Source organism: Janthinobacterium kochi (genome assembly GCF_051380715.1).
In the GTDB taxonomy this organism is placed as follows: domain Bacteria; phylum Pseudomonadota; class Gammaproteobacteria; order Burkholderiales; family Burkholderiaceae_D; genus Janthinobacterium.
The window spans coordinates 457,910-483,055 of record NZ_JBNYXO010000002.1; the positions used below are offsets into that span (position 1 = coordinate 457,910).

At 64.4% G+C, this 25,146-nt stretch carries 19 protein-coding genes; 4 read left to right on the forward strand and 15 right to left on the reverse strand.

Annotated elements, in window-relative coordinates; all coding sequences use genetic code 11:
- Nucleotides 1–147: 147 nt before the first annotated feature.
- The 10 genes from ACQ4WL_RS06410 to ACQ4WL_RS06455 form a co-directional block, all read right to left on the reverse strand.
- A complete protein-coding gene (locus tag ACQ4WL_RS06410) occupies nucleotides 148–1,368 on the reverse strand; it encodes an acetate/propionate family kinase (protein WP_436508812.1) in 1,221 nt (406 codons plus the stop codon).
- A complete protein-coding gene (locus tag ACQ4WL_RS06415; RefSeq protein ID WP_436509105.1) occupies nucleotides 1,365–2,780 on the reverse strand; it encodes a bifunctional enoyl-CoA hydratase/phosphate acetyltransferase in 1,416 nt (471 codons plus the stop codon). Before ACQ4WL_RS06415 ends, ACQ4WL_RS06410 begins: the two co-directional genes overlap by 4 nt.
- Nucleotides 2,781–2,789: 9 nt before the next feature.
- On the reverse strand, nucleotides 2,790–5,054 hold the full coding sequence (locus ACQ4WL_RS06420; protein ID WP_436508813.1) for a DUF3141 domain-containing protein: 2,265 nt from the start codon (nucleotides 5,052–5,054) through the stop codon (nucleotides 2,790–2,792).
- Nucleotides 5,055–5,102: 48 nt separating this feature from the next.
- Nucleotides 5,103–6,227 carry an ABC transporter permease gene (locus ACQ4WL_RS06425; RefSeq protein WP_436508814.1) on the reverse strand — a complete coding sequence of 375 codons (1,125 nt, stop codon included), beginning with the start codon at nucleotides 6,225–6,227 and terminating at the stop codon, nucleotides 5,103–5,105.
- A gap of 1 nt (nucleotide 6,228) precedes the next feature.
- Entirely contained in the window at nucleotides 6,229–8,976 is a 2,748-nt protein-coding gene (rbbA, locus tag ACQ4WL_RS06430) for a ribosome-associated ATPase/putative transporter RbbA (protein WP_436508816.1), read from the reverse strand.
- 2 nt (nucleotides 8,977–8,978) lie between these two features.
- Nucleotides 8,979–10,052, reverse strand: a complete 1,074-nt coding sequence (locus ACQ4WL_RS06435) for an HlyD family secretion protein (protein WP_436508817.1) — start codon at nucleotides 10,050–10,052, stop codon at nucleotides 8,979–8,981.
- 18 nt (nucleotides 10,053–10,070) lie between these two features.
- Nucleotides 10,071–11,507, reverse strand: coding sequence for an efflux transporter outer membrane subunit (locus ACQ4WL_RS06440; RefSeq protein ID WP_436508819.1), 1,437 nt, complete (start codon nucleotides 11,505–11,507; stop codon nucleotides 10,071–10,073).
- Nucleotides 11,508–11,517: 10 nt separating this feature from the next.
- The gene (gene fabI, locus ACQ4WL_RS06445; protein ID WP_436508820.1) at nucleotides 11,518–12,303 is read right to left on the reverse strand and encodes an enoyl-ACP reductase FabI; all 786 of its coding nucleotides are present in this window, start codon (nucleotides 12,301–12,303) and stop codon (nucleotides 11,518–11,520) included.
- Entirely contained in the window at nucleotides 12,300–12,485 is a 186-nt protein-coding gene (locus ACQ4WL_RS06450; RefSeq protein WP_131685567.1) for a hypothetical protein, read from the reverse strand. Before ACQ4WL_RS06450 ends, fabI begins: the two co-directional genes overlap by 4 nt.
- A 431-nt stretch (nucleotides 12,486–12,916) precedes the next feature.
- Nucleotides 12,917–14,359, reverse strand: coding sequence for an IgA Peptidase M64 (locus ACQ4WL_RS06455; protein ID WP_436508821.1), 1,443 nt, complete (start codon nucleotides 14,357–14,359; stop codon nucleotides 12,917–12,919).
- 209 nt (nucleotides 14,360–14,568) lie between these two features.
- Here ACQ4WL_RS06455 and ACQ4WL_RS06460 point away from each other — a divergent pair, with 209 nt between their 5' ends.
- A complete protein-coding gene (locus ACQ4WL_RS06460; protein ID WP_436508822.1) occupies nucleotides 14,569–15,171 on the forward strand; it encodes a TetR/AcrR family transcriptional regulator in 603 nt (200 codons plus the stop codon).
- Between the two features lie 8 nt (nucleotides 15,172–15,179).
- Complete coding sequence (locus ACQ4WL_RS06465) at nucleotides 15,180–16,364, forward strand: DUF418 domain-containing protein (protein WP_436508823.1); 1,185 nt, start codon at nucleotides 15,180–15,182, stop codon at nucleotides 16,362–16,364.
- Nucleotides 16,365–16,372: 8 nt separating this feature from the next.
- Here ACQ4WL_RS06465 and ACQ4WL_RS06470 read toward each other — a convergent pair whose 3' ends face one another.
- From ACQ4WL_RS06470 to ACQ4WL_RS06480, 3 genes are all read right to left on the reverse strand, one after another.
- Nucleotides 16,373–17,626 carry a cyanophycinase gene (locus ACQ4WL_RS06470; protein WP_096237891.1) on the reverse strand — a complete coding sequence of 418 codons (1,254 nt, stop codon included), beginning with the start codon at nucleotides 17,624–17,626 and terminating at the stop codon, nucleotides 16,373–16,375.
- 162 nt (nucleotides 17,627–17,788) lie between these two features.
- Nucleotides 17,789–20,578, reverse strand: a complete 2,790-nt coding sequence (locus ACQ4WL_RS06475; protein WP_436508825.1) for a TonB-dependent receptor — start codon at nucleotides 20,576–20,578, stop codon at nucleotides 17,789–17,791.
- A gap of 35 nt (nucleotides 20,579–20,613) precedes the next feature.
- The gene (locus ACQ4WL_RS06480; protein WP_436508827.1) at nucleotides 20,614–21,612 is read right to left on the reverse strand and encodes a MurR/RpiR family transcriptional regulator; all 999 of its coding nucleotides are present in this window, start codon (nucleotides 21,610–21,612) and stop codon (nucleotides 20,614–20,616) included.
- A gap of 201 nt (nucleotides 21,613–21,813) precedes the next feature.
- On the opposite strand from ACQ4WL_RS06480, the gene ACQ4WL_RS06485 reads away from it, so the two are divergent.
- Both ACQ4WL_RS06485 and ACQ4WL_RS06490 read left to right on the forward strand, forming a co-directional pair.
- The gene (locus ACQ4WL_RS06485) at nucleotides 21,814–22,950 is read left to right on the forward strand and encodes a succinylglutamate desuccinylase/aspartoacylase family protein (RefSeq protein ID WP_436508829.1); all 1,137 of its coding nucleotides are present in this window, start codon (nucleotides 21,814–21,816) and stop codon (nucleotides 22,948–22,950) included.
- Nucleotides 22,951–22,959: 9 nt separating this feature from the next.
- A complete protein-coding gene (locus ACQ4WL_RS06490; protein WP_426087750.1) occupies nucleotides 22,960–24,348 on the forward strand; it encodes a YfcC family protein in 1,389 nt (462 codons plus the stop codon).
- A gap of 5 nt (nucleotides 24,349–24,353) precedes the next feature.
- Here the strand turns inward: ACQ4WL_RS06490 and ACQ4WL_RS06495 are convergent, their stop codons facing one another.
- Nucleotides 24,354–24,779, reverse strand: coding sequence for a GNAT family N-acetyltransferase (locus ACQ4WL_RS06495; protein WP_436508831.1), 426 nt, complete (start codon nucleotides 24,777–24,779; stop codon nucleotides 24,354–24,356).
- A gap of 164 nt (nucleotides 24,780–24,943) precedes the next feature.
- Nucleotides 24,944–25,141 (reverse strand): hypothetical protein, encoded by a 198-nt coding sequence (locus ACQ4WL_RS06500; protein WP_436508832.1) that lies wholly within the window; start codon nucleotides 25,139–25,141, stop codon nucleotides 24,944–24,946.
- Between the last annotated feature and the right edge of the window lie 5 nt (nucleotides 25,142–25,146).

Consider the following 25,146-nt stretch of genomic DNA (forward strand, 5'->3'; position numbering starts at 1 on the left):
AGGCATCGCGCTGTTTCTTGATGTAGCGCAATGGCATGACTTGATAGTAAAGATAACTGGCAAACCACACAGTGCGTTAGCGCACTCAACGGAAAATATGTGCAATTCGGCAAATTTCCCATTGGGTGCGATGGCACTGTCAAATCCTCATGCGCTCACGGCCAGGGCCGCGTGGCGTGCCGCCACCCACTCTTCGTTGGCCGGTTCCACGCCCACCACGATGCGGCTGGCATCGCTGGAAATACGGCTGGCGTTGCGCGCATTGGCCTGCGCGTCGAGCACGGGGCCGATGAAACCCAGCTCGGCGCAGATGCGCTCACGCAGTTCAGCGCTGTGCTCGCCGATACCGGCCGTAAACACCAGCATGTCCAGTCCACCCAGCACGGCCGTCAGGGCGCCGATCTCGCGCACGATGCGGCGGATATATAACGCCAGCGCGGCGCGGATGCGCTCGCCCGTGGCATCTTGCCGGTCCTGCTGCGCCAGCAGCACGGGCGGATCGGCCGACACGCCCGATACGCCCAGCAAGCCCGACTCGTGGTACAGCACGTGCGCCACTTTTTCCAGCGACAGTTTTTCGATTTCCATCAGGTAGATCACGGCGCCCGGATCGAGCGAACCGCAGCGCGTGCCCATCATCAGGCCATCGAGCGCGGAAAATCCCATGGTGGTGGCCACGCTATGCAAATTCTCCATCGCGCACAGGCTGGCGCCGCTGCCCAGGTGGGCGACGATGACCTTGCCGCGCGCGACAGGGCCAAAGCGCTGCTCCAGCACCAGCGACTGGTATTCGTACGACAGGCCGTGGAAGCCGTAGCGGCGCAAGCCCCGTTCCCACGCATCGTAAGGCAGGGCCAGCATCTGCTCGACCTGCGGCACCGTGTGGTGGAAGGCCGTGTCGAAGCACGCCACCTGGGCGATATCGGGCCGCGATTCGAGCAGCACCTCGATCGCCTCCAAGGCAAATGGCTGGTGCAGCGGCGCCAGCGGCACAAAACTTTTCAGGTCCGCCAGCACGGTGAAATCGATGCGCACGGGGGCGAAATACTTGCTGCCGCCATGCACCACGCGGTGCGCCACGGCGCACAGGGGACGCCCGGCCAGCTGCGCCACCACTTGCGCGCGGATGTATTCGAGGGCCGCGTGATGCGGCTGCTCCGCATCGAGCTGCAAGGCGACTGCCGGCAGGCCGCCGGCGCGGTAAGTGGCGTTTTCACGGCCGATACCTTCGACCTTGCCGCCCCATTGCGCCTGCTGCGGCAGCACGCCGTCCGCTTGCTCGAACAGGGCGAACTTGATGCTCGACGAGCCGCAATTGAGCACCAGGATCAGGGCGCCATCGGCGCCATGTTGGACTGGTACGTTCATGGTGGCGTGCTCCGGTAATGATTGGCCAGCATCACGGCGATGGCGCACGAGGCGATGCGGCTGGCGCGCGAATCGGCACGGCTGGTGAGAATGACGGGGACCTTCGCACCCAGCACGATGCCGGCGCTGTCCGCGTCGCCCATGTATTCAAGCTGTTTGGCCAGCATGTTGCCGCTTTCCAGGTCTGGCACCAGCAAAATATCGGCTCGGCCCGCCACTTCCGAGACGATGCCCTTGACGGTAGCGGCGGCGATCGACACGGCGTTGTCGAAGGCCAGCGGGCCGTCGAGAATCGCCCCCGTGATTTGGCCACGGTCGGCCATCTTGCACAGGGCGGCCGCGTCCAAGGTGGCCGGCATGTCCGCGTTCACCGTTTCCACGGCGGCCAGGATGGCCACGCGCGGGCAGGCCACGCCGATTACATGCGCCAGGTCGATGGCGTTGCGCACGATATCGGCCTTCATGGCCAGGTTCGGCGCGATATTGATGGCCGCATCCGTGATGATGAAAGGACGCGGATACGCGGGCGTCTGCATCAGGAAGCAGTGGCTGATGCGGCGCTTGGTGCGCAGGCCGGCGCTGGCCGACAGCACGGCCGACATCAGTTCATCCGTGTGCAGGCTGCCCTTCATCAGCGCCTCGACTTCGCCCTTGCCCGCCAGTTCGGCGCCGCGCGCGGCGGCCGCATGGCTATGTTCGACATCCTCGATGGCGATGCCTTCCAGGCTCAGGCCCGCTTCCAGGGCCACCGCGTCCAGGCGCGCGCGCGGCCCCACCAGCACGGGCGTGATCAGGCCGGCCGCATGCGCGTCCAGCGCACCCGACAGGCTCAGTTCATCGCAAGGGTGGATCACGGCCACCCGGATCGGACCCAGGGTGCGCGCGTGTTCCAGCAGGCGCCGCGTGCCGTCGCCGTTATGCAGGCGCACTTCGGGCAGGGTGGCGCGCTTGCGTTCGATCTGTTCGACGGGCGCGATCACCTGCGCTTCGCCGTCGAGCACCACGGCGCCATGCTGGTTGACGCAGCGGCAGGCCAGGGTCACGTGGCGGTTGCGCGGCTCGCGCGCGGTGACGGTGACGCTGATGGCCAGCGTATCGCCCACGCGCACGGGCTGCAGGAAACGCAGGGTCTGGCCCGTGTAGACGGTGCCGGCGCCGGGCAGGCGCGTGCCCAGCACGGCGGAGATGAGGGCGGCGCCCCACATACCGTGCGCGATGACGCCCTGGTAGCGGCTGGAGGCGGCAAATTCGGCATCCAGGTGCTGCGGGTTGTCATCGCCCGACATCACCGCGAACAGGGCGATATCGTCCATGCTCAGGGTGCGCGTGATGCTGGCAGTGTCGCCGATGGCGATCTGGTCGAAGGTACGGTTACGCACGATATGCAAATCATCGTCTTGGGTGGTAGTCATCATGGTCTTCTAGGCAGAGGTAGTGTTTTTGGCAGGTTTGGCCTGGACAGCAGGCTGGGATGCGTGCGCGGCCGGTGGCAGCGCCTTCGCCTGCGCCTTCATCGCACGGTCGAATACCTCCAGCATTTGCTGCAGGCTCGCTTCCTCGTCCGGCGTCGGCGCTTCGGGCACTTGCAGCACCTGCTGCAGCCATTCACCCAGCGCGCCGATGGCATCCGGCTCGGCGCGCGACAGCAAAGTCGGCAAGGCGGCGATGGCGGCATCGAAATCATGCAGCATCAAACGCGCCTGCTGGCGCACGATGCCGCGGAACTCCTCCATGTTGAAATCCTGCCGGTACTGCGGCTTGACCAGTTTGAGGGCCAGATTGACGCGGCGCTCGTCGGCGATCATGCGGAAGCGGTAGATGTAGAACAGCGCGCGCACGGCCGCTTCCACCAGACCCCCATGCTGCATGTCCTCGTCCATCTTGCGCGTTTCGCAGCGCACGTATTCGCAATGCTCGGGCGAGATGCCTGGATGGGGGCGCGGTGGCGCGGCGTCGCCGATGGCTTGTCCCGTCAGCGCCTGCATCAGGGGCGAACCGTACACCAGGTCGAAGGTCGTTTCCTGCACCGTGTCGCGCCAGTCGCGCCAGCTGTTCAAGCCGGCCGTGATGGCGCCGGAGATGGCCTCCTGCATGGCCAGCAGCGGATTGTCGGGCGCCACCGGCTGGCGATGGGCACGCACTTTTTCCGCCTCTTTGGCCACCAGCTTGGCCAGCGGATTGTGGTCCGTCCAGCGCTCGTACGACACGCGCAGCGGATGCGTGAGCTGCAGGAAGCGCGCCGACTGCGGCGTGACCATGGCGCGCACCAAAGGCTGCGCGAAGGTGCGGTACAGCGCCAGGTTCACTTCGGAGACGCGCGCGGCGGCGGCGAACTTGCGGTCATTTTCCACGCTTGGCTGCACGATGGCGCGCACATCCTCGATGCCGCGGTGCTCGACCTGCAGCACGTAGTCGCCGCTGGCCAGGTCGGCGTTCGGCGTATCGGGCGTCTTGTCGACGATCCGCGCTTCGTAGATGCCGGCCGGCAGCAGGTTGATCAGGTCGATATTGCTGGCGAATTTCTGGTGTTCCTTGTGCCCCACCTTGGCCGAGACGAAAATACCCAGGTGGCCGACGCTGTCATGCACGGCATACACGATGGTCTGGTCGTGCAGCAGCACATCGTTATCGTCACGGTACAGGTCCGTAATCCAGCCCAGCGCCTGCGGTGGCGGCGTGATGTTGTCGCCGTTCGAGCAGAACACGACGATGGGCGAACGGATATTGCGCAAGTCCAGGCGCACGCCGTCGGAGGTGATCAACTCCGCCGTAGCCAGGCGGTTGCCGATGAACAGATTGTCGACGATGTACTGCATCTCGACATCGTTGAGGAACACGTGGCCGCCCCAGTATTTTTCAAATTCCAGGTAACGGGGCGCTTCCGTATCGATGTTTGCGTACAGGTTGTACTGCTTGCCCCACAGGGTATTGGCCGGGTTCAGCTTCTCGAAATTCTGCACCAGGCTGGCGCCGTCGAAACGGCCCTTTCCCAAGTCGCCCGCCAGCGCCGTGGCCCAGCTACCGCCCATCAGCCCACCCGCGTAGCGCATTGGGTTCCGGCCGTGCCAGCCGGCCCAGTAGGACACGGGCGCGCCGGCCACGATGATGGGGCCGAACAGTTCCGGGCGCATGGCCGCCGTCATGAGGATTTGCCAGCCCGCCTGGCAATTGCCGATGACGACGGGCTTGCCCTCGCTGAGCGGGTGCAGGGCAATGACTTTCTCCAGGAAGGACGCCTCGGCGTGCATCACGTCTTCCACCGTCTGTCCCGGCACGGGATCGGGCAGGAAGCCGATGAAGTAGCACGGGTGGCCGGCGCGCAGGGCCACGCCGATCTCGCTTTCCGCCTTGAAGCCGCCGATGCCGGGACCGTGGCCGGCGCGCGGATCGACGACGACGAACGGGCGCTTCGATGGATCAGGTTCGGGCGCATCCGGCGTCAATATGCGCGCCAAGCCGTAGTTGGCGGGACGCGCCAGCTCCAGGCCGGACATCACCAGTTCGGCGGGAAAATCCAGCACGTTCGGCACTTCCTCGGCCAGATGTTCCTGGTACTGGTTGCCGCGCCGGCGCATCACGTCCGCGTACAGCACGATGCGCTGCCACGAGTCGCGCGCATAGTCGCCCAGCACGCCCAGCGACGGCAAGCCGTCGGTGGAAAAAAATGGTGCAGCTTCGATCTTCATGGCTATCCTTTTCATGCAAACAAATGCCGGAACATTCCGGCACGGGGGCTACGCCATCTGGCTGATGGTCTTGCGAAAGCGCGCCAGCGCGAAGGTAAACAAGGCCGTGCCGATTGCCAGCAGGGCCAGGAACGGTTTCCACACCACGTCGATGCCGGCGCCCCGGTACAGGATCGCCTGGCTCAATTCGACGAAATGCGTGGTCGGTGCGATCAGCATGATGTTCTGCACCAGTTCGGGCATGCTTTCGCGCGGCGTGCTGCCGCCCGAGAGCATCTGCAGCGGCAGCAGCACGAGGATCAGCAGCATGCCGAACTGCGGCATGCTGCGCGCCACGGTGGCCAGGAAAATGCCCATCGAGGTGGTGGCAAACAAGTGCAGGGCTGCGCCGCACAGGAACAGCGCGATCGAGCCTTCAATGGGCACATGCAGCATGCCGCGCACCACCAGGTTCAGCGACAGGGCGGCGGCCAGCAGCACCACGAGGCCCATCGACCAGACCTTGCCCAGCATGATTTCGGCCGGCGTCACGGGCATCACCAGCAAGTGCTCGATGGTGCCGTGTTCGCGCTCGCGGATCAGGGCCGCCCCCGTCAAAATGATCGACAGCATCGTCACCTGGTTGATAAGCTCCATCAGCGAGCCAAACCACGCCTGGCTCAGCGAAGGATTGAAGCGCGCACGCATCACCAGCTCCACCGGCGAGACCGTCGTGCCACGATAGCGCCTGGCGAATTCGGATATTTCACCGGCGACGATCTGCTGGATGTAACCGCTGCCGCTGAAAGCCTGGCTCATGCGCGTGGCATCGACGTTCAGCTGCAGCTCCGCCTGGCGCCCGCCCAGCACGTCCGCCTGCAGCTTGGGCGGTATCGTCAGCACGAAGGTGTACTGGCCCGCGTCCAGGCCCGCATCGACCTGGCTCTGGTTGATCATGGCCGGCGGCGTGAACTGCGGCGGGAAGAAGGCCGAGGCGATGCGTCCGGACAAGGGCGAGCCATCCTCGTCGACGATGGCAATCGAGGCCATGTGCAGGGTTTCCGGCTTGGCCGTGGCGGCCACGTAAATGGCCAAAGTGAAGGTGTAGAGGATCAGGATCAGCATCATCGGATCGCGGATCAGGCTCCAGATTTCCTTCACGCCCAGGCGGTAGATATTTTCAAGATGCCGCATATCAGCTCTCCTGTTTCTTCAGCAGCGCCACCGTCACGCCGAGGATCACGGGGATCGCCACGATCAGGGGCCAGAACGAGGCGTGCAGATCGCCGAATCCCAGCGCCTTGTTGAACACGCCGCGGCTGATATTAAGCATGTGCGTGGCCGGGTACATCAGGCCGATCGCCTTGCCCACGCCTTCCATCGACGAGACGGGATTGAGCAGGCCGGAAAACTGGATGGCCGGGATCATGGTGCCGATCATGGTCACGAACAGGGCTGCGATCTGGCTGCGCGTAAACGTCGAAGCGAACAGGCCGATGCCGGTGGCGCAGATATTGAAGATGAAGGTGGCGCCGATCAGGGTCAGCAGACTGCCCTTGATCGGCACGCCAAAGGCGGTGACCGCCAGCAGCGCCATGAGGGCGAAGTTGAACATGGCCAGCACGACGTATGGCACCTGCTTGCCGAGCAAGAATTCCAGGCGCGTGACGGGCGTCACGTACAGGTTGATGATGGAGCCCAGTTCCTTTTCGCGCACCACGGACAGCGCCGCCAGCATGGCCGGCAGCATCAGCAGCAGCAAAGGAATCACGGCCGGCACCATGGCGGGCAGGCTTTTCACGTCGGGGTTGTAGCGGTAGCGCGTCTGGATGGCGACGGGATTGGTCATCGTGATGCCATAGCGGTGCAGGGCCTGGTCTGCCAGCCACAGCTGATGCATGCCCTGCACGTAGCCCTGCACGGTTTCGGCGCGCATCGGCATGGCGCCGTCGATCCAGGCGCCCACCTGCGCTGGCGCGCCGCGCTGCACGTCGCGCGCAAAGCCGGGCGGAATCTCGATGGCCAGCGACAATTCGCCGCTGCGCATGCGCTTGTCGATATCGGCATAGTCGCGCAGCGGCGCTCGTTCGACGAAGTAGCGCGAGCCGGCCAGGTTGTTCGTGTAATTCTGACTCAGGGTGGTCTGGTCGTGGTCGAGCACAGCATAACTGAGGTCTTCCACATCCAGGCTGATGCCGAAGCCGATGACGAACAGCAGCAGCACGGAGCCGCCCAGCGCCAGGGTCAGGCGCACCGGATCGCGGCGCAGTTCCAGCGTTTCGCGCCACATGTAGCTGAGCATGCGCCCCAGGCTGAAACGGCTGCGCCTGTGCTCCTGCTGCGGTGCCTGCACTGCCGCCTTTTGCCCCGGCGCCTCGCTTTCCTGCGCTTCGGCCACTGCCGTGCCGCCGCCCGCCTCTTCCAGGTAGGCGATGAAGGCCGCTTCCAGCGATGGCGCGCCCTTCTTGCGCACCAGTTCGGCCGGCGCATCGCTGACCAGCACTTTCCCCGCATGCATCAGCGAGATGCGGTCGCAGCGCTCGGCCTCGTTCATGAAGTGGGTGGAGATAAAGATGGTGACTCGGTCGCGCCGCGCCAGCTCGATCATCAGGCGCCAGAAATTGTCGCGCGCGATCGGGTCGACGCCGGACGTGGGCTCATCGAGAATCAGCATCTCCGGCTTGTGCACCATGGCCACGGCCAGCGACAAACGCTGGCGTATACCGAGCGGCAGGCTGTCGGGCAGGTCGTCCATCACCTCGCGCAAGTCGAAGCGCTGCGCCATCTCGTCGATGCGGGCAGCGATTTGCGCTTCCGGCACGTGGAACAGGCGCGCATGCAGCACCAGGTTCTGGCGCACCGTCAGTTCGCTGTACAGCGAGAACGCCTGCGACATGTAGCCGACTCTCCGGCGCGTGTCGATATCGTTGGGATCGACTTCCTTGCCGAACAGCCAGGCCTTGCCTTCCGTTGCCGGCAGCAGGCCCGTGAGCATCTTCATGGTAGTCGACTTGCCGCAGCCGTTCGAGCCGAGAAAACCGAAAATCTCGCCGCGGCCGATGCGGAAATTCACATGGTCGACGGCCGTGAAGTCGCCGAAGCGCATGGTCAGATCTTGCGCCTCGATGGCGACGTCCTGCGTACTGGCGGCATCGAGCGGCGTGATGACCACGGGCTGGTGGCCCGCGCGCTTGGCTTCGGGCAGCAGCTTGATGAAGGCCGCTTCCAGGTTGTCGCTTTGCGTGCGCGCCAGCAGTTCGGCCGGCGTGCCCGTACCCCGCACCTTGCCGTCATCCATGGCCACCAGCCAGTCGAAGCGCTGCGCTTCGTCCATGTAGGCCGTGGCGACCATCACGCTCATTTGCGGGCGCTGCACGCGAATGCCGGCGATCAGGTCCCAGAACTGGGCCCGCGCCAGCGGATCGACGCCGGTCGTCGGTTCATCGAGAATGAGCAGGTCGGGGTCGTGGATCAGCGCGCAGCACAGGCCCAGTTTCTGCTTCATGCCGCCCGACAGCTTGCCCGCCGGGCGCGCCAGGAACGGATGCAAGCCCGTGCTGCGGGTCAGCTGGTCGATGCGGCGCCGGCGTTCGGCGGCGTCATGGCCGAACAGGCGCGCGAAAAACTGCAGGTTTTCCTCGACCGACAGGGTCGGATACAGATTCTTGCCCAGGCCTTGCGGCATGTAGGCGATGCGCGGGCAGACGTCGTCGCGATGGCGCGCATCGCGCATGTCGCCGCCCAGCGCCATGACGCTGCCCTGCTGCACGGCGCGCGCGCCAGCCACCAGCGACAGCAAGCTCGACTTGCCTACGCCATCGGGCCCGATCAAGCCCACCATGCGGCCGGCCGGCACGTCGAGGTCGATGCCGTCGAGCGCCACCGTCTTGCCGTAATGCTGGCTGACGCCCTTGATGCTGACGACAAATGGGATCACGGCCATGGTCACTGCGGAACCTTGGCAGTCAGTTCAGCGGGCCAGGCCTGCTTCGCATCAAGGCGCACCCACGCCACGCCGGGCAAGCCCACCTTGACCAGCGCCAGGTGCTTTTGCAGCAGCTCGCGGCTGATCTGCGCTTTCACGCGGAACATCAGCTTCTGGCGCTCGCTGGCCGTTTCCACCGTTTTCGGCGTGAACTGCGCGCTGGCAGCGACAAAGGAAATCGTCGCCGGAATCACATATTTGGGCGCTGCGTCGAGGATGATGCGCACTTCGCCACCCATCGCCACCTTGCCGGCCGCCGTCTCGGGCAGGAAGAAGGTCATGTAGACGTCCGACAGGTCGACCAGGTTGAGCACCTTGCCGCCACCGGCCAGTACTTCGCCCTGCTGCGCCACCAGGTATTGCACGCGGCCGTCGCGCGGCGCCGCCAGCTGGCCATCGGCCAGATCGGCGTCGATGCGCGCAGTGGTCGCTTCGGCGGCCGTCACGGCGGAACGAGAACCGACTACTTGCGCCTTGGCCGCGTCGATTGCCGCCTGCGCCGCCGTCACTTGCGCCTTGGCCGCATTCAGGGCCGCGGCCACGCTACGCACGCGGGCGCGGTCATCGTCAAGTTCCTGCACCGAGGAAGCGCCCTCTTTCGACAGGGTTTCGGAGCGGGCCAGGCGGCGCTTGGCCGCATCGAGTTCGCTCTCACGCTGCGCCACCAGGGCCAGCGCGGCCGCCTTGTCACTCTCGCGCACGGCCACCTGCGCCTGCGCACCGACCACCGCGTCGGAGGCCTGTTGCTGGCGCGCGCGCGCCTCGTCGCGCTGCGCCGTCAGGGAATCGACCTGCATGGTGGCCAGCGGCTGGCCAGCCTTGACGAAGTCGCCCTCGCGCACGAGTATCTCCTTGACCCTTCCGGCGAGCTTGGTGGCGACGTCGATTTCGGTCGCTTCGATGCGGCCATTACCGCTGACAAAACCTTCGCCAGGGCCGGTGGGACGCATTTTTTGCCAGGCCACATAGCCCAGCACGAGAACGGCCACGACCAGCGCCGCAGGGATGAGTTTTTTCTTCAGTTGAGCATTCATGGTATCGGGGCGATCAAATTAGTGGGTGAAAGCGGCGGCGGCGACAGGCGCGCCGCCGCCCAGGGCCGCATACAGGCTGACCTGGCTGGAGAGCAGCGCGCGGCGCGTCTGCACCAGTTGCTGCTCGACCGTCAGCAGGTCGCGCTGCGCATCGAGCACTTCCAGGTAGGGCGCGGCGCCATTGTCGTAGCGCAGCTTGGCCAGGCGCGCGCGTTCGCTCTGCGCGGCCAGGGTGGTCTTGCCGATGTCGACCTGCAGCGCCAGCCAGCGCCGGTTCGACAGCGCGTCGGCCACTTCGCGGAACGCGCCCTGCACGCTCTTTTCATAATTGGCCACGGCCACCTCGCGGCGTACCTCGGCCAGGTCCATATTGGCGCGGATGCGGCCCGCGTCGAAGATCGGCAGCACCAGGCGCGGCGCGAAATTCCAGGCGCCGCTGCCCGAGTCGAACAAGCCGCTCAATTCCGCGCTGGCCGTGCCGTAGGCAGCCGTCAGCGAAATGGTGGGAAAGAAGGCGGCGCGCGCAGCGCCGATATTGGCTTGCGCGGCACGCAGTTGATGCTCGGCCGCCATCAGGTCGGGACGCTGCGTGAGTAAAGCCGAGGGCAAGCCCGCATGCAGCGGCTGCAGCACGCTGGCGTCGTCGAAGCGACGCGTGTCCGGAGTCAGGTCGACCGGGCCGCCCACCAACTGGGCCAGCGCATGCGCCTGCACGGCGCGCGCCTGTTCCAGCTGCGCCGACAGCGACAAGGCCTGGCTGAGCAGGGTTTCCACCTGCGTCAGGTCCAGCTTGGAAATCGACCCGACCTCGAAGCGACGCGTAAAGATGCGCAGCGACTCGGCGCGGCTGTCGACCGTGGCGCGCGCCAGCGCCACCCGTTCATCGAGTTCGCGCAAGCCCAGATAGCCATTGGCCACCTGCGCCACCAGGGCCACGCCGACGGCGCGGCGCGCCTCGTCGCTGGCCAGCAGGGTTTGCAGCGCGCTGTCCTTCAGGCTGCGCACGCGGCCCCAGAAATCGAGCTCCCAGGCGCTCACGTTCAAGCCCGTTTGGTACTGCGCGCTCGTCATGGGACGGCCCGTCACGCTCAGGTCACCGGGCACGCGCGCACGGCTGCCGGAGGCGCCCAGCGCAATGGTGGGGAATTGTTCCGCGCGCTGGATGCCATACGCGGCGCGCGCCTCTTCCACGCGCAGGGCGGCGATGCGGATATCGCGGTTGCTGGCCAGCGCCTGCGCAATCAGCGCCTGCAGGCGCGCGTCCGCAAAGTAGGCTTGCCAGGCGATGTCCGCCGCGTGCGCGCCGGCGGGATCGGTTTCCGGATACTGCGCCGCCACGGGGAGCGGCGGTGGCGCATACGGCGGCGCCATCGAGGCGCAGCCGGCCAGGGCCAGCGTGGCGGCCAGCGCGGCCATCCTGGCGCGGTTGGGCAAAGTAGAAACAACCATGATCATCTTCTTCCAGTCAATTCAGAATGTTGTAGCCGCCATCGACATACAAGGTGCCGCCCGTGATGGCGCGCGCGCCGTCGCCGGCGAGGAAGGCGCACAGCGCGCCCACGTCCTCGATGGTGGCCAGACGCCGCATGGGCGAGCGTTCGATGGCGTCGGCCATCAGGCGGTCGAAATGGGCAATGCCGGAAGCGGCCCGCGTCTCCAGGGGCCCCGGCGAGATGGCATTGACGCGGATGCCCTGCGGGCCCAGTTCCGCCGCCAGGTAGCGCACCGACGCTTCCAGCGCCGCCTTCACGGGACCCATCAGGCCATAGTCGGCGATGACTTCCTCGGCGCCCAGATAACTCATGGTCATCAGGCTGCCGCCATCCGGCATCAGCGGTTCGGCCAGCTTCGCCATGCGCATGAAGGAGTGGCAGGAGACATCCATCGCCTGCGCAAAGCCGCCGGCGGAACTATCCGTCACGCGGCCATGCAAGTCCTGTTTCGGCGCATAGGCGATGGAATGGATAACGAAATCGAGCCGTCCCCACTGCCGCTCGATCTGCGCAAACAGTGCTTCGAGCTGGCCCGGCACGGCCACGTCGAGCGGCGCCATGATGGCCGCCTGCACCTGCTGCGCCAGCGGCTCCACATGGGGACGCGCCTTGTCATTGAGCCAGGTCACGGCCAGTTCGGCACCGGCCGCGCGCAGTGCGCTGGCGCAGCCCCAGGCGATGCTTTGCGCATTGGCGATGCCCACCACCAGGCCCCGCTTGCCCTGCAAAGGCAAGTGCTGGCGCAAGTCGGCCGTCATGCCTGGACTGGACGCAGGGCGGGCCACGGCGTGGCCGCCTGCACGCATCGCACCGCACCGGCGCGCATGGCGGCAGCGCACATGGCCAGGGTAACGCCACCGGCGCGCGCATACGGCAAGGCAATGGGAGTGTGGGGGTGTAAGGTACTGCACGCGTCAGGCGCGGGGATCTGCATCTTCATGAATCGGGCTTCCGTCACTGAAATTCGAGGCCAGCACCAGTGCATTCTCGGGGAACTGGTACGGGGCGAAAATTACTCTACAGCATTTAGATACGTGATTCGCGATGAGTCCGGTCAGCATGCATAATGCTTTTGAGCTAGGTCAACTATAAGTGCGATTGCGGCAATGCAGCATTGATGTAAATCAAATTCTACCTCAATATTATCTAAATGAAATATTTTTCAAGCAAGCGTGCGAGCATGCATATTTGACAATTCTGCTGGGCTGACGCGAAGAAGAGGGACTTTGCGAGCAGAGATGAATGTTGCCTTAAAAGCAAATAGCGCTGGGTGATGACGGACGGCCGACGGCGGGGGGAGAGACAGAATGGTGGCCATGCTATTGCATTGCAACATGGCCACCATGCCTTGCGGGACTGCGCAGAACGGCCTTATTTGCGCGGCGCCGCGGCGGGACGCGAATACAGGTCGATGATGGTGCTGATGCCATCCTGGCATACGGAGCAGAACGTCTCGCTGCGGTCGAACATGATGCATTGCATCTCGGGCCGGTAGTAGCCGGACGACTCATAGTTGGCGCCTTCGAAGGCGCCAACGGTATGGCGCTGCGGCGCCTTCGAGAACAGCTGCTGCGTGTACGCCAGGTCGGCCTGGAACAAGTCACTCATCTCGCTTTCCGGGCGGTTGGCAGCGCGCAGGGCGGCGCGCTGCTTCTGGTACTCGCGCGCATGGCTGTCATACGCTTCCTTCGGCCACGGCGTGGGCAGCGGCGTGCCGGCCTTGACGTGGTTCTGCCATTTCAGCCTGGCCGGATCGCGCAGCGCCGTGGCGTTCGGCTCCCACGGTTCCTGGCGCTCGCCATTCGACTGATAAGCCACGGGCGAGGTGTAGTACTCGTCGGCCAGGCCGGCGAAATGGTGGCCAAATTCATGCACGAACAGGTAATTGGCCCAGTCGCTGTTCGCTGCGGCCGTGCTGAACTGGCCAAAGATGCCGCCGCCGCCGTAGGTGTCGTTGTTGACGAGGATTTCGATGAATTCATACGGCGCATACTGCGCCAGGTCGCGCAGGGCGCGGTTATCCGTCGTCAGCACGTAGCGCTCGCTGCCGAAGATATCGTAGCGCGTGCCCAGCGGCGACGCATGGTGCACGCCCGTCGAAGGGCGCGACACGCCCGATTCCTGCGTCGGCGCGGCCATGGCCCACACATTGAAGTCATTGGCCCGCTCGCGAAATGGCGAAACGGTAAACAGGTGCTCGGCCAGTTTCCGCGCCGTTGCTTCGAACTTGTCCATTTCGGCCGCCGTGTAGCCGTCGCCCATGATCAGCAGGTCGACCTTGCCGGACGAGGGACCGCTGACGCGGATCGGTATCGGCTTGACGGGTGCCGGCGGCTGCTTGCGGATCACATCCTGCGCCGCAGGGTCGACATCGGTGCTCCAGACAACAGAAAACAGGCCCCGCTCATCGCGTTTGAGGATACGTACGCGCACGGGGTGCTCGGGCTGCGGGAAGCGCACGGATTCCTGGAAGGCGCGCGTGGTGGTTTTCGCTTCGTCGGTGCTGGCCCACTCGCCGAAGATGGTGGAAAAGCCGCGCGAGTACAGCACCTTGCCCGACTTGATATCAACCACTTCCAGCAGGTTGTTGCCACGGTTGCTGTCGTCGATGGGGCGCGCCAGGTTGCCCGACCACGGCAGGGGCTCGACCAGCACGCGCTCGACCGCATAATGTTCGCTCAGCGCATTGCCGCTGTGCTGGTAATCGAGGCGCATGGTGGGCGGCTGGGCGGCACCGGCAGCATGCGCGGCAGGGACAATGCCGGCGGCCAGCGCCAGCGCGCAGAGGAAGGATCGAATCGGGGTCTGCTGCATGTCATTCCTAAAACGGTAGAAAAACAGGTGAAGGGAACGGTTTTCCAAACAATCAGCGGGCCTGCCGGCCGGCGCAGGAAAAACCGCTGCGGGACATTGTAGCGACAGGAAGCGAGCGTGCAAAGCGCCCTTTTCAGCTGGTTCGCTTGACCATACGATGGAATCGAATTATATTAGATTGACTAGTCGATTAATAAAAGGACAGAGCCATGCGCACCATCAATCCCGACAAACACGCGGCCCGCCGCGACGCCATTCTCGCCGCAGCGCGCCACTGCTTCGCGCGCAAGGGCTTTCACCAGACCAGCACCGCCGCCATCTGCGCGCAAGCGGGCATGAGTCCCGGCAACCTGTTTCATTACTTTCCCACCAAGCAAGCCATCATCGCCGCCATCGTCGACCAGGAAGGCAGCGAGACGGCCGCCTATTTCGCCGGCGTGCAAGGCAGCACCGATGCGTACGGCGCCCTGCTCGATTTCATGGACCTGGTGCTGGCGCTGGCGGCCGACGGGGATTTTTCGGGACTGGCGCTGGACATTTCCGCCGAGGCGATGCGCGACACGGATATCGCGGCCAGGGTGGCGCGCAACGATACCACTCTGCGCGGCGGCCTGCAAACCTTGCTGGAAGAGGCGGCCGCGCGGGGCCAGGTCGACGCCGCGCTCGACCCCGCGCAAACGGCCAGCTGGATCGCCGCGCTGGTCGACGGCATTTTCAACAGAGTCGCCGTCGATCCCCATTACGCACCGCTGGCGCAACGCGCCAGCCTGCACCTGTTATTGGCGCGCTTCCTGCGCCCTGCCCTGGCATGAGCGGCGCCATGCAAACCCGGCCCACGCGCATCGCCGACGTCGACGCCCTGCGCGGCTGCGCCCTGTTCGGCATTTTGGTCGTCAATATCGGCGCCTTCGCCACGCCCTGGTTTGGCCTGGGCTTGACCGATCCCGCCTTTCACGGCGGCGTGGACCGCGCCACGCATTTTCTCGTCGCGCTGCTGTTCGAGACCAAGTTCTACCTGCTGTTTTCCTTCCTGTTCGGCTACAGCTTCACCTTGCAGATGCAGGCGGCCGCGCGCGCCGACGCGCCGTTCGTGCCGCGCATGCTGCGCAGGCAAGCGGGCCTGTGGCTGATCGGCGCCTTGCATGCCGTGTTCCTGTTTCATGGCGACATACTCACGACCTACGCCCTGCTGGGCATCGTGCTGCTGGCACTGCACCGCTGCGGCGAACGCCAGGTACTGTCCCTGGCCTTGATGCTCCTCACCGTCTGCGTAGCATTCTGGGCCGGCATGGCCTGGCTGCAAAGCCTGCCGCCGGCGGGCGACGCTGCGGACAACGCCGTGGCGATGGCGCAAAAGGCGGCGACCGCGCTGGCCGCCTACCACGCCACACCGGCCACCGTCGTCAATCAGCACTTGCGCGAACTGAGTGACATCTGGATCGTCCTGCTGCTGGTGCAGGCGCCCTGCGCGCTGGCCATGTTCCTGTGCGGCCTGGCCGCCGGCAAGCGCGAGATGCTGCTGCACGCCAGCGCATACCTGCCGCTGCGCCGCCGCCTGCAGTGGGCAGGAGCGCTGGCGGGACTGCCCGGAGCCGCCTTCTATGCGTGGACCTCCGTGTATGCGCAAAGCCAGACATGGCAGGTGGCGGGACTGGCCGTGGGACTGGCCAGCGCGCCGCTGCTGGCGGGCGCTTATGTGGCGCTGGCGCTGGCCCTGTTCGAGCGCCTGCGCGATGGCACGCTATATGCCCTGCTGGCCGACACGGGCCGCATGGCCCTGTCGAACTACCTGCTGCAGTCGGCCATCTGCGCCTGGCTGTTCCTCGCGTATGGCGCGCGGCTGATGGGCAGTGTGTCGCCGCTCGGTGCGCTGGCGCTGGCTATCATCATCTTTTGCATGCAGCTGCCACTGAGCCGCCGGTGGCTGCGCGGCCATGCGTATGGCCCTGTCGAGTGGCTGCTCAGGGCCTTGACGATCGCCGCGCGGCCACGCTGGCGGCGATAGCGCGCCGCCTATTTGTAGCGGTACAGCGGCTGGCGCAGCTGGATCGGGCGGATATCGAGGCGCAGCTTCAGCACCGAATACGCTTCCGCCTCGGTCGAGCTGTAGCCGACGCTGTTGACTGTTTTACTGAAGCGGAACTCGAAGCCCAGGTCAGGATACGGGTCGCGCGGATTGCCGAAGGCGATGCCGATGGCTTCCTGCTGCGCATTGTCGATCAGGTTGCCCATCAGGTCGAGCACGGCGTTATTGCCGAGAATATCGTTGGTAAACACAGGCTCGCGCATGTCGGGCTGGTTCGGATCGAGCTTGTTGTCGGCCTTGTCCGGCGACGGCGTAAATACGCGCGTGACGAGGTTGAATTTGTCGCCCCGGTCCAGATAGCTGATGGCCGCGTTGCTGATATTGAAATTTTTCACGCCACGGTCGCTGATGGCGCCCGACAGGTCGATCAGCAAGGCGCCGCTGTAGCCGATGACTTCCACGTCGCGCATGGCGTCGACCACCATGGCGCTGTTTTCATCGATGCCCAGTCCCAGGTGATAGCCTTTTTTCAGCATCACGGGAATCATGCGCGCAAAACGCCCGCGTACCAGCAGATGCTGATCCACGAAGACATCGCTGCCGATGAAGCCCAGGCCCGGCGCAATCTCGCGCCCGTCCGTGACGCCCATCTTGAGCATGTCGAGCACGGGCTTGGCATCGTAAAACATGGTGGTGCTCATGATGGCCGCACCGGCGCTGGAACCGGCGATCACGCCGCCATTGCGGTAAACCGACCAGATGGCTTCCAGCGCGGCCGTGCGGCTGCCGTCCGGGCGCAGCAAGGCTTGCGTGATGCGGCCCTGGTCGCCGCCGGCAAAATAAATGCCGCTGGCCGACTTGATCTGCGTGACGATGGCCGGATCTTCGGCTGCCTTGCGGTAATCGCGATTGGGCAGCTTGACGGCCAGCGGCACGAAAAAGGCATCTGCGCCATATTGATTGAGTTTTTGGATGATGCTTTCACCCGATTTTTCCGGGTTCATCGCGGCCGATGCCAGCACGGCGATACGCGCGCCCGGCCCGCCCGACAACTTGACGATGCGCTGCCAGACTTCGGCATTGTCGGCGCGCAGGCCGCCGCCGATGATGACGAGGGTGCCCTGCGGCGCGCTGCCGATGGCACTGCCGCCGGGCGCAGCCACGGCATGGAAGCTGCACAATGCCAGTGCGAACAGCAGCGCGGCGCGGAAGGTGTGATACAGGCTTGAAGATGATTTCATGGTGCCTCTCGAATACAAGGAAAGTGGCGCACACTTGTTGATACAGGCGCGCGCCCTTGCTGCCAACACTGCTGCTTGCAACCCAACTGCCCCGAACTACGATACTACTTGCTGCATATGACAGCGTTGTTGCGGTATCTCCACGCTTCTATGTAAAACTGCTTACTTGAAGCTGTAATTGGCGCTGGCATAGAAGCGCCGGCCACGCGGATCCGTGTAGGTCGGGTCATAGCCGGAGAGGAAAAAGTACGCCTGGTTCGAGTACGGCGGACTGGTATTGAACAAATTCTGTATGCCCGCGCGCAGCTTGAACTGCTTGCTGACGGCATATGCGCCCGACATGTCCCACAGCGTGTACGCCTTCACCCGGTTCGCTTTGACGACGCTGCCGTCATCCGTGTTGATGGCCGAGTTCTGGTCCCGGTAGCCGCTCGAGTACGTGTTCGAGAGGCTGGCCGAATACGGGCCATTGTCCCAGTCGAGGGTGATCGTATGGCGCCAGCGCTGCACCACGCCGTCCGTGACGAAGGCATTCAGGTTGCTGATGAAATCCTCTCCAGGGCTGGTCTGGATTTTCGAATCGAGCACATACGTGCCGCTCAGGTGGCCGCCGAAGCGCCCCCACGCCGTTTTCACGCCATGCAAGTCGGCTGTGATATCGATGCCCGAGGCTTTTTGCGCGCCGCGGTTTTCCTTGCGCAGCTCGATATAGTCGATTTCATTGTCTTCGTCGCGGTGCACCAGGTCGCCGTACTTGCCCAGGTTGCCCAAGATGATATCGTCACCGATTTCGCTGATCAGGTCCATGCGCTTGATGTTCCAGTAATCAAAGCTGAAGGTCCAGTGCTGGCTCGGCTCGAGCACCAGACCGGCCGAGAACTGGCGGCTGCGCTCCGGTTTCAGCTTGTCGTTGCTATAGCGGCGCGTGTCCCAGTTCAGCGCGCAATCGGCATAATTATTGTCCACGGTTGCACACAGCACGGGATCGGGCAAGGTCGCCGTGCTGCTGTAGACCGTGGGACGGTGCAGGTCCGACATCGACGGTGCGCGGAAACCCTTGCCGGCCGAAGCGCGCATCAGCACCTGCTTGCTGGGCATGTAGGTCAGACCCACCTTGGGGCTGAGCGCGCCGCCCACCCGCTCGTAATGGTCATAACGGCCAGACAACTGCGCCTGCCATTGCTTGGTCAACGGCAGTAGTAATTCGCCGTAGATGGCTTGCACATTGCGGCTGTCGCTGGTGCCCTTGCCGCCCTCCGGTGCCGCATCGTTGTTGATATTGTCACTCATCAGCAATGCCGATGGACGGAACTCGGTGCGTTCGCGCCGCACTTCGCCGCCCAGGGCCAGCGCCATGTCGCCGCCGCCCAGGGCCATCAGTGCGCGCGAAGCCTTGAAGTCCACCCCATCCATGGTGCCGCGTGCATGGCGCACCTCGTCGTCGATCTGGATGCTGTCGAGCAGCGCCCGGCCTTTCGCGCTGGACGGGCCGAAAGGATTGATGTCGCCAGCGGCGATACCCTCGAGCAGCTTGTCGTACAGGACGTAGCCATGCGTATCGCGGTCCTTGACGACGTTGACGCTGTGATTCAAGCCCACGTCGTAATCCCAGCCGGCGAGGGTGCCGGTGGCGCCCACCACGAAGCGCTGGCTCTCGCTGGTCAGCTGGCTGGTGCGCATGCCCGCCTCGTTCAGGCGCATGCGCAGTTCCAGTTCGCGCCCTACCGGGTCGCCATCTTCATCGACCGCCGTATCGAAGCCGGCATTGACCAGTTGCGGCACCTTGCTGTAATCGAGGTAGCCGGTCACGCGCGCCGACGAGCCCACGTAATAGCTGCGCGAGCGGCTCAGCGCCACTTCCGCATACAACTGATGATCGTTATTCAGCTTCAGCACGCCGCGCGTGAGCAGGTTCTGCTTGTCCGTCTTCGGATACAGCTCCGTGTCGCCCATGTAATCGTAGGTACAGGCATCGACGCCGCCCGTGCCGTTCGGCAGGTACAGATTGGCCGGCGGCGCGCAGTTCGGAATCGCAAAATTGATCTGGCGGTTGGTGATCGGCTGGCCATTGAGCAGGAAACCGTTTTTCTGCAATTCCGTGCGCTGGGCGTTCGACAGGCGGATATTCGCCGGGCTGGTAAAGTTCGACAGCAAATGCCCGAGGCGCTGCGGAATCTGCAGGTTCGGAATGAACTTGCGCTGCGAGGAGCGCAGACGGTCCGTTTTTTGCAAGTCGACCACGGCAAAGATATTGTAGCCATCCGCCACCAGGTCGCCCGTGCCGGCCGTGATGCTGGCCGTGCGCTTGCCGGCACCGCCTTCCTGCGTGCCGCTGCCGTAGACGTTCAGCTCCACGCCCTGGTAATCCTTGCGCGTAATAAAATTGATGACGCCGCCGATGGCGTCCGTGCCGTACAGGGCCGATGCACCGTCGAGCAGTACTTCCACGCGCTGCAGGGCGGCGGCGGGAATGTTATTCAGGTCCACGCCCGCATCGTCGCCTGGCGAGGCAAAGTTCGCCATGCGCCGGCCATTGAGCAGCACCAGTGTGGACGAAGTGCCTACGCCGCGCAGATTGGCGCTGTTGAAGCCGCGCTGGTCGCCGCCGATATTGATGCTGGCGCCATCGGTCAGGCCGCCCACATTGGCCGACACGCGCGCCATCAGCTCGGCCGCCGTCGTCACGCCCGCCTTGTCGATCTCGGCGCGCGTGATGATCTGCACCGGCAGCGCCGTCTCCGATTCCAGCCGCTTGATGGCGGACCCAGTGATTTCCACGCGCTGCATTTTTTTCTGCCCCGCTTCGCCGTCCTGCTCCTGCGCCTGCGCGGCGCCTGCCAGCATGCCCAGCGCCGCCGACACGCTCAAGGCGCCCAGCGCCAGGCGCACGCCTTGCGCCAGCACCGACTCGCGCGGCAATACGGAACCGCCATCTTGTCTTTTCATGTACATTGCAACTCTCCCCGATGGAATATATCTGATTTTTATCATAATTTTTGCACTGCCTTGCGCTGCCTGGATACTGCTTTCCGGGGTCCTGGCACGCCATGCTCGCCGCCGTACAGATAGGCGGCGATGACTTCGCTCAGGCGGGCCGCTTTTTCAACGTTCTTCTTGTTCGACACCATCAGCGCCACGGCCAGCGCCTCGATCATGGCCAGTGCCGTACTGGCGCTGCTGGGCAGGACGGGATGCGTGCTTTGCGCATACAAGGCATGATCGGCCAGTTCGGCCAGGGGGGATGCGGGAGAGTCGGTGAGCGCCACGATGCAGGCGCCGCGGTCGCGCGCGAAGCTGGCCAGGCCGATGCAATCGAGCGTGTAACGGGGGAACGAGATCACCACCAGCACGTCTTGCGCCGTCAGGTTGACCAGGTGCCCGGCCGCCACTTCCGAACCGCCGATGCCCACCACTTCCACCACATGCGGGCAAAACGGCTGCAGATGCTGCACCAGCATGCCTGCCAGGTTGGCCGACAGGCCAAAACCCATCACATACACCACCTTGGCGCGCGTCAGGCGGTGCACCACGGCCTGCATGGCGTGCGGCGACAGGGCATCGGACGTGGCGGCGATATTCGCGGCCGCATATTCCAGGCTTTCCGTGATGGGCGACGTGGTGCGCGCGCGCCGCTGTATCGTGCGGCGCAATTTGTCGACTGGCTGCAACAGCGATTGCAGGGTTTCGGCCATGGCGCCGCGCATGGCCGAATAATTCTTCTGGCCGATGTCGCGCGCGAAGCGGCTGATGGTGGCCGTCGATACCTGGCAGCTGTCGGCCAGTTCCTCGATGCCCAGCGCCGTCACACGCATCTGGTTGCGCAGCAGGTAATCGGCGATCTGCCGTTGCGACGCCGAGCCGCGGGCCAGCACGTGCATCAGCGCCTGCCCCAGCGGCGATTGCGCGAAGGCGGCATCGGGCGACGACAGGGCGATGGCCACTGGCGTGCGAGAGCTGTTACGGGCAGGACTGGCGGACGATTTCATATCACTGGCGGCCTGTATTCTTGGGCACTGCGGATCACTGGCGGAAGGCGAAAACGGGTCGCTGGAACTTACTCTACTCATATCAAAAAGAAAATTCAACAAATATTTGTAAAAGGATTTTCATTGATTTACTTCGTGAAAATATTGCTACATAATCGACCGAAATCCATCAACCGCGCCCCGTTTTGGGGCGAATTCACCATGCAAGTACAACAGCATCCCATCTCCACCGCGCACGCCAGCGTATCCTGCCAGTTGAGCAGCTTTCACTTTGGCACTGCGGCGGCCACCAGCCGCAGCGGCAAGAAGGTGTATATCCAGGCGGCGCTGCACGCAGACGAGGTGCCGGGCATGCTGGTGTCGCAATTTTTGCGCCGCGAACTGCTGGCGCTGGAGGCGGCGGGCAAGCTCCACGGCGAAATCATCCTGGTGCCGGCCGCCAATCCCATCGGCCTGGCGCAAGCCATCCATGGCGCGCCGTTCGGCCGCTTCGACCTGACCACCGGCATCAACTTCAACCGCGCCTACCGCCATGTGGCCGATGAACTGAAAAGCACGCTCGATGGCCGGCTGGGACAGGATGCGCAAGCCAATGTGGCCCTGATACGCGAGCATGCACGCGCCGCCGTCGCCGCCTGGCGGCCGTCCACGGATGCGGAAACGCTGAAAAAGACCTTGCTGGGCATGGCCATCGACGCCGACATCGTGCTCGACCTGCATTGCGATAACGAGGCCGCCCTGCACATTTACACAGGTACGCCGCTGGCGGCGCAGATCGCGCCGCTGTCGGCGCTATTGGGCGCGCGCGCCGTGCTGCTGGAACTGGCGGCCGGTGAAGAGCCATTCGACGAAGCCTGCAGCCGCCTGTGGTGGGACCTCGATGCGCACTTCCAAGGCCGCTATCCGATTCCCGCCGCCTGCCTGTCGACCACCGTCGAATTGCGCGGCGAAGTGGAAGTGAGCTACGCCCTGGCCGAGCGCGACGCCACCGCCCTGCTGCGTTTTCTCGCCATCGAGGGCGTGCTGGAGATCGACGGCGCCGGCGACGACCTTCCCGCGCCGCAATGCGTTCCCACGCCGCTGGCCGGCGTGGAACCAATCCTCGCGCCGCATCACGGCGTACTGGTGTATCTGCGCGAAATGGGCGAGGTGCTGGCCGCCGGTGACGCGGTGGCCGACCTGATCGACCCTGTCAGCGGCGAGACGACGACCTTGCGCTGCACGGTTGCCGGTGTCTTTTTTGCGCGCAGCGCCCACCGCCACGTCTTGCGCGGCATGAACGTCGGCAAGGTCGCCGGCGCCGTCGCCTTCCGCGGCGGCAGCCTGCTGAGCCAATAAATGTCACCCATGAGAAAATTCAAGCTCCCCAATACCTTCGTCCTGCTGTGCGGCATCCTGGCCATGATCGCCCTGGCCACCTGGCTGGTACCGGGCGGGAAATTCGATACACAGCTGGTCAACGGCAAGCAGCTGATCATCCCCGGCACGTTTCACTACGTGGACAACAAGCCGCAGGGACTCGCCGCCCTGATGATGGCGCCCATCAAGGGCTTCGTCGACGCCAGCCTGATCATCGGCTTCATCCTGATCGTCGGCGGTGCCTTCGCCGTGCTGCAAAAAACCGAAGCCTTCGATTCGCTGATCAAGGCCATCGCCAAGGCGCACACCAGTTCGCGCTTCGTGCGCGCCGCCATCATCCCCGTGTTTTTCACCATGTTCTCGCTCGGCGGCGCCACTTTCGGCATGAACGAGGAAGCGATTCCCTTCATCCTGATCTTCGTGCCGCTGGCGCTGGCGCTGGGCTATGACACCATCACGGGCGTGTCGATTCCTTTCATCGGCTCGCAGGTGGGTTTTTCCGCCGCCTTCCTGAACCCGTTCAACGTCGGCATCGCGCAGGGCATCGCCGGCGTGCCGATCTTTTCCGGCATCGGCTACCGCCTGATCGTGTGGGCCATCGCCACGGCGGTCAGCATCGTGTTTTTGATGTGGTACGCGGCGCGTATCAAGCGCCATCCGGAAAAAAGCCCGACCTACCTGCTCGATATCGAAAAGCGCAGCGAGCATTCGATGGACCTGGACAGCTTTGCCGGCATGACCCGCACGCACCGCGCGGTGCTGTGGATTTTCATGGCGACCTTGCTGACGATGGTCGTCGGCGTCGTCAAGTACGACTGGTTCATCGATGAAATCGCCGCCCTGTTCCTGGTCATGGCCATTGTCGTCGGCCTGGTCGGCCGGCTCGACATGGACAGCCTGGTAGCGTCTTTCGTGCAGGGCGCGCGCGACATGGTGAGCGTGGCACTCGTCATCGCGCTGGCGCGCGGCACCATGATCCTGGCGCGCGATGCGCAGATCATCGACACCATGCTGCATGCGCTCACGCCCCTGGTGGCGTCGTCAAGCCCCGTCTTTGCCGCGCAGAAGATGTTCTTCATGCAGTCGGTGATCAACTTCTTCATCCATTCCGGCAGCGGCCAGGCCGCGCTGACCATGCCCATCATGGCGCCGCTGGCCGACCTGGTGGGCGTGACGCGCCAGACGGCCATTCTGGCTTTCCAGTTCGGCGAATTCACCACGCCGATGATCCCCACCTCCGGCATCACCGTCGGCGTGCTGGCGCTGGCGCGCGTGCCGTGGATTACCTGGGCCAAGTGGATGATCCCGCTGCAGCTGATTTACCTGGTGCTGGCGCTGCTGCTGCTGATTCCTCCCTGCCTGATGCACTGGCAGTAAGCCAGTCAGCGCTGGTAGATGTCCGGCACATACCGCTCCATCAGCGCCTCCGGCCTGAGGGGCGGCGTAAAACCGTAGTCCGCATACAGGCCGTGCGCAGTGCTCGTGGCCAGCATGAAACGGCGCAAACCCTGCAAGTCGGGATGTGCCATCACGGCTTCCATCAGGCGCTTGCTGTAGCCACGGCCGCGGTATTCTTCCAGCACATACACGTCGACCAGATAGGCAAACGTGGCGTAGTCACTGACCACGCGGGCGAACGCCACCTGGCGGCCATCAAGCGTGCCGCCAAAACACAGCGAATGGTCGATGGCGCGCTGTACCGTGGCCAGCGGAATGCCGATGGCCCATGTCGATTGCGTGCTGAGAAAATGGTGGATGGCTGGAACGTCGAGTTCCGCCTTGTCGGTACTGATCATCAGAGGTGGCATTGCACAGGCCTTGCTATCGTTGAAAACACGATCATCGGTCTTTTTTCTGCTGCTGTCACCAGGGCTGGAAAGAAGCGGGGGCGCCACCCGTCCTGACTGTCCGTGATGCGGTACTGCTGTTTGCTGTGAATATCTTACGTACTGCCTGCATTGCCTGGCCGCGCTTACAGGGCAGCTTTTTCTTCTGCGCTCAAACGCTTGGCGCTGACATACACGGTGTGCATGGTGACTTGATCGGCGCTGGCAACGATGGGGGCTGGCGCGGCGCGGAATTTCGGCACGGCGGCGGTCGCCAGGCTGGTGGCGGCGGCGATGGCGATGATGGCAACGAAGATGGCTTCCATGTTTTTAGCGATGTTCATGATGT

Bases quoted from the DNA above. Each gene is read 5' to 3' on its own strand.
- ACQ4WL_RS06410 (WP_436508812.1), bottom strand. From the start codon at position 1,368: ATGAACGTACCAGTCCAACATGGCGCCGATGGCGCCCTGATCCTGGTG.
- ACQ4WL_RS06415 (WP_436509105.1), bottom strand. From the start codon at position 2,780: ATGACTACCACCCAAGACGATGATTTGCATATCGTGCGTAACCGTACC.
- ACQ4WL_RS06420 (WP_436508813.1), bottom strand. From the start codon at position 5,054: ATGAAGATCGAAGCTGCACCATTTTTTTCCACCGACGGCTTGCCGTCG.
- ACQ4WL_RS06425 (WP_436508814.1), bottom strand. From the start codon at position 6,227: ATGCGGCATCTTGAAAATATCTACCGCCTGGGCGTGAAGGAAATCTGG.
- rbbA (WP_436508816.1), bottom strand. From the start codon at position 8,976: ATGGCCGTGATCCCATTTGTCGTCAGCATCAAGGGCGTCAGCCAGCAT.
- ACQ4WL_RS06435 (WP_436508817.1), bottom strand. From the start codon at position 10,052: ATGAATGCTCAACTGAAGAAAAAACTCATCCCTGCGGCGCTGGTCGTG.
- ACQ4WL_RS06440 (WP_436508819.1), bottom strand. From the start codon at position 11,507: ATGATCATGGTTGTTTCTACTTTGCCCAACCGCGCCAGGATGGCCGCG.
- fabI (WP_436508820.1), bottom strand. From the start codon at position 12,303: ATGACGGCCGACTTGCGCCAGCACTTGCCTTTGCAGGGCAAGCGGGGC.
- ACQ4WL_RS06450 (WP_131685567.1), bottom strand. From the start codon at position 12,485: ATGAAGATGCAGATCCCCGCGCCTGACGCGTGCAGTACCTTACACCCC.
- ACQ4WL_RS06455 (WP_436508821.1), bottom strand. From the start codon at position 14,359: ATGCAGCAGACCCCGATTCGATCCTTCCTCTGCGCGCTGGCGCTGGCC.
- ACQ4WL_RS06460 (WP_436508822.1), top strand. From the start codon at position 14,569: ATGCGCACCATCAATCCCGACAAACACGCGGCCCGCCGCGACGCCATT.
- ACQ4WL_RS06465 (WP_436508823.1), top strand. From the start codon at position 15,180: ATGCAAACCCGGCCCACGCGCATCGCCGACGTCGACGCCCTGCGCGGC.
- ACQ4WL_RS06470 (WP_096237891.1), bottom strand. From the start codon at position 17,626: ATGAAATCATCTTCAAGCCTGTATCACACCTTCCGCGCCGCGCTGCTG.
- ACQ4WL_RS06475 (WP_436508825.1), bottom strand. From the start codon at position 20,578: ATGTACATGAAAAGACAAGATGGCGGTTCCGTATTGCCGCGCGAGTCG.
- ACQ4WL_RS06480 (WP_436508827.1), bottom strand. From the start codon at position 21,612: ATGAAATCGTCCGCCAGTCCTGCCCGTAACAGCTCTCGCACGCCAGTG.
- ACQ4WL_RS06485 (WP_436508829.1), top strand. From the start codon at position 21,814: ATGCAAGTACAACAGCATCCCATCTCCACCGCGCACGCCAGCGTATCC.
- ACQ4WL_RS06490 (WP_426087750.1), top strand. From the start codon at position 22,960: ATGAGAAAATTCAAGCTCCCCAATACCTTCGTCCTGCTGTGCGGCATC.
- ACQ4WL_RS06495 (WP_436508831.1), bottom strand. From the start codon at position 24,779: ATGCCACCTCTGATGATCAGTACCGACAAGGCGGAACTCGACGTTCCA.
- ACQ4WL_RS06500 (WP_436508832.1), bottom strand. From the start codon at position 25,141: ATGAACATCGCTAAAAACATGGAAGCCATCTTCGTTGCCATCATCGCC.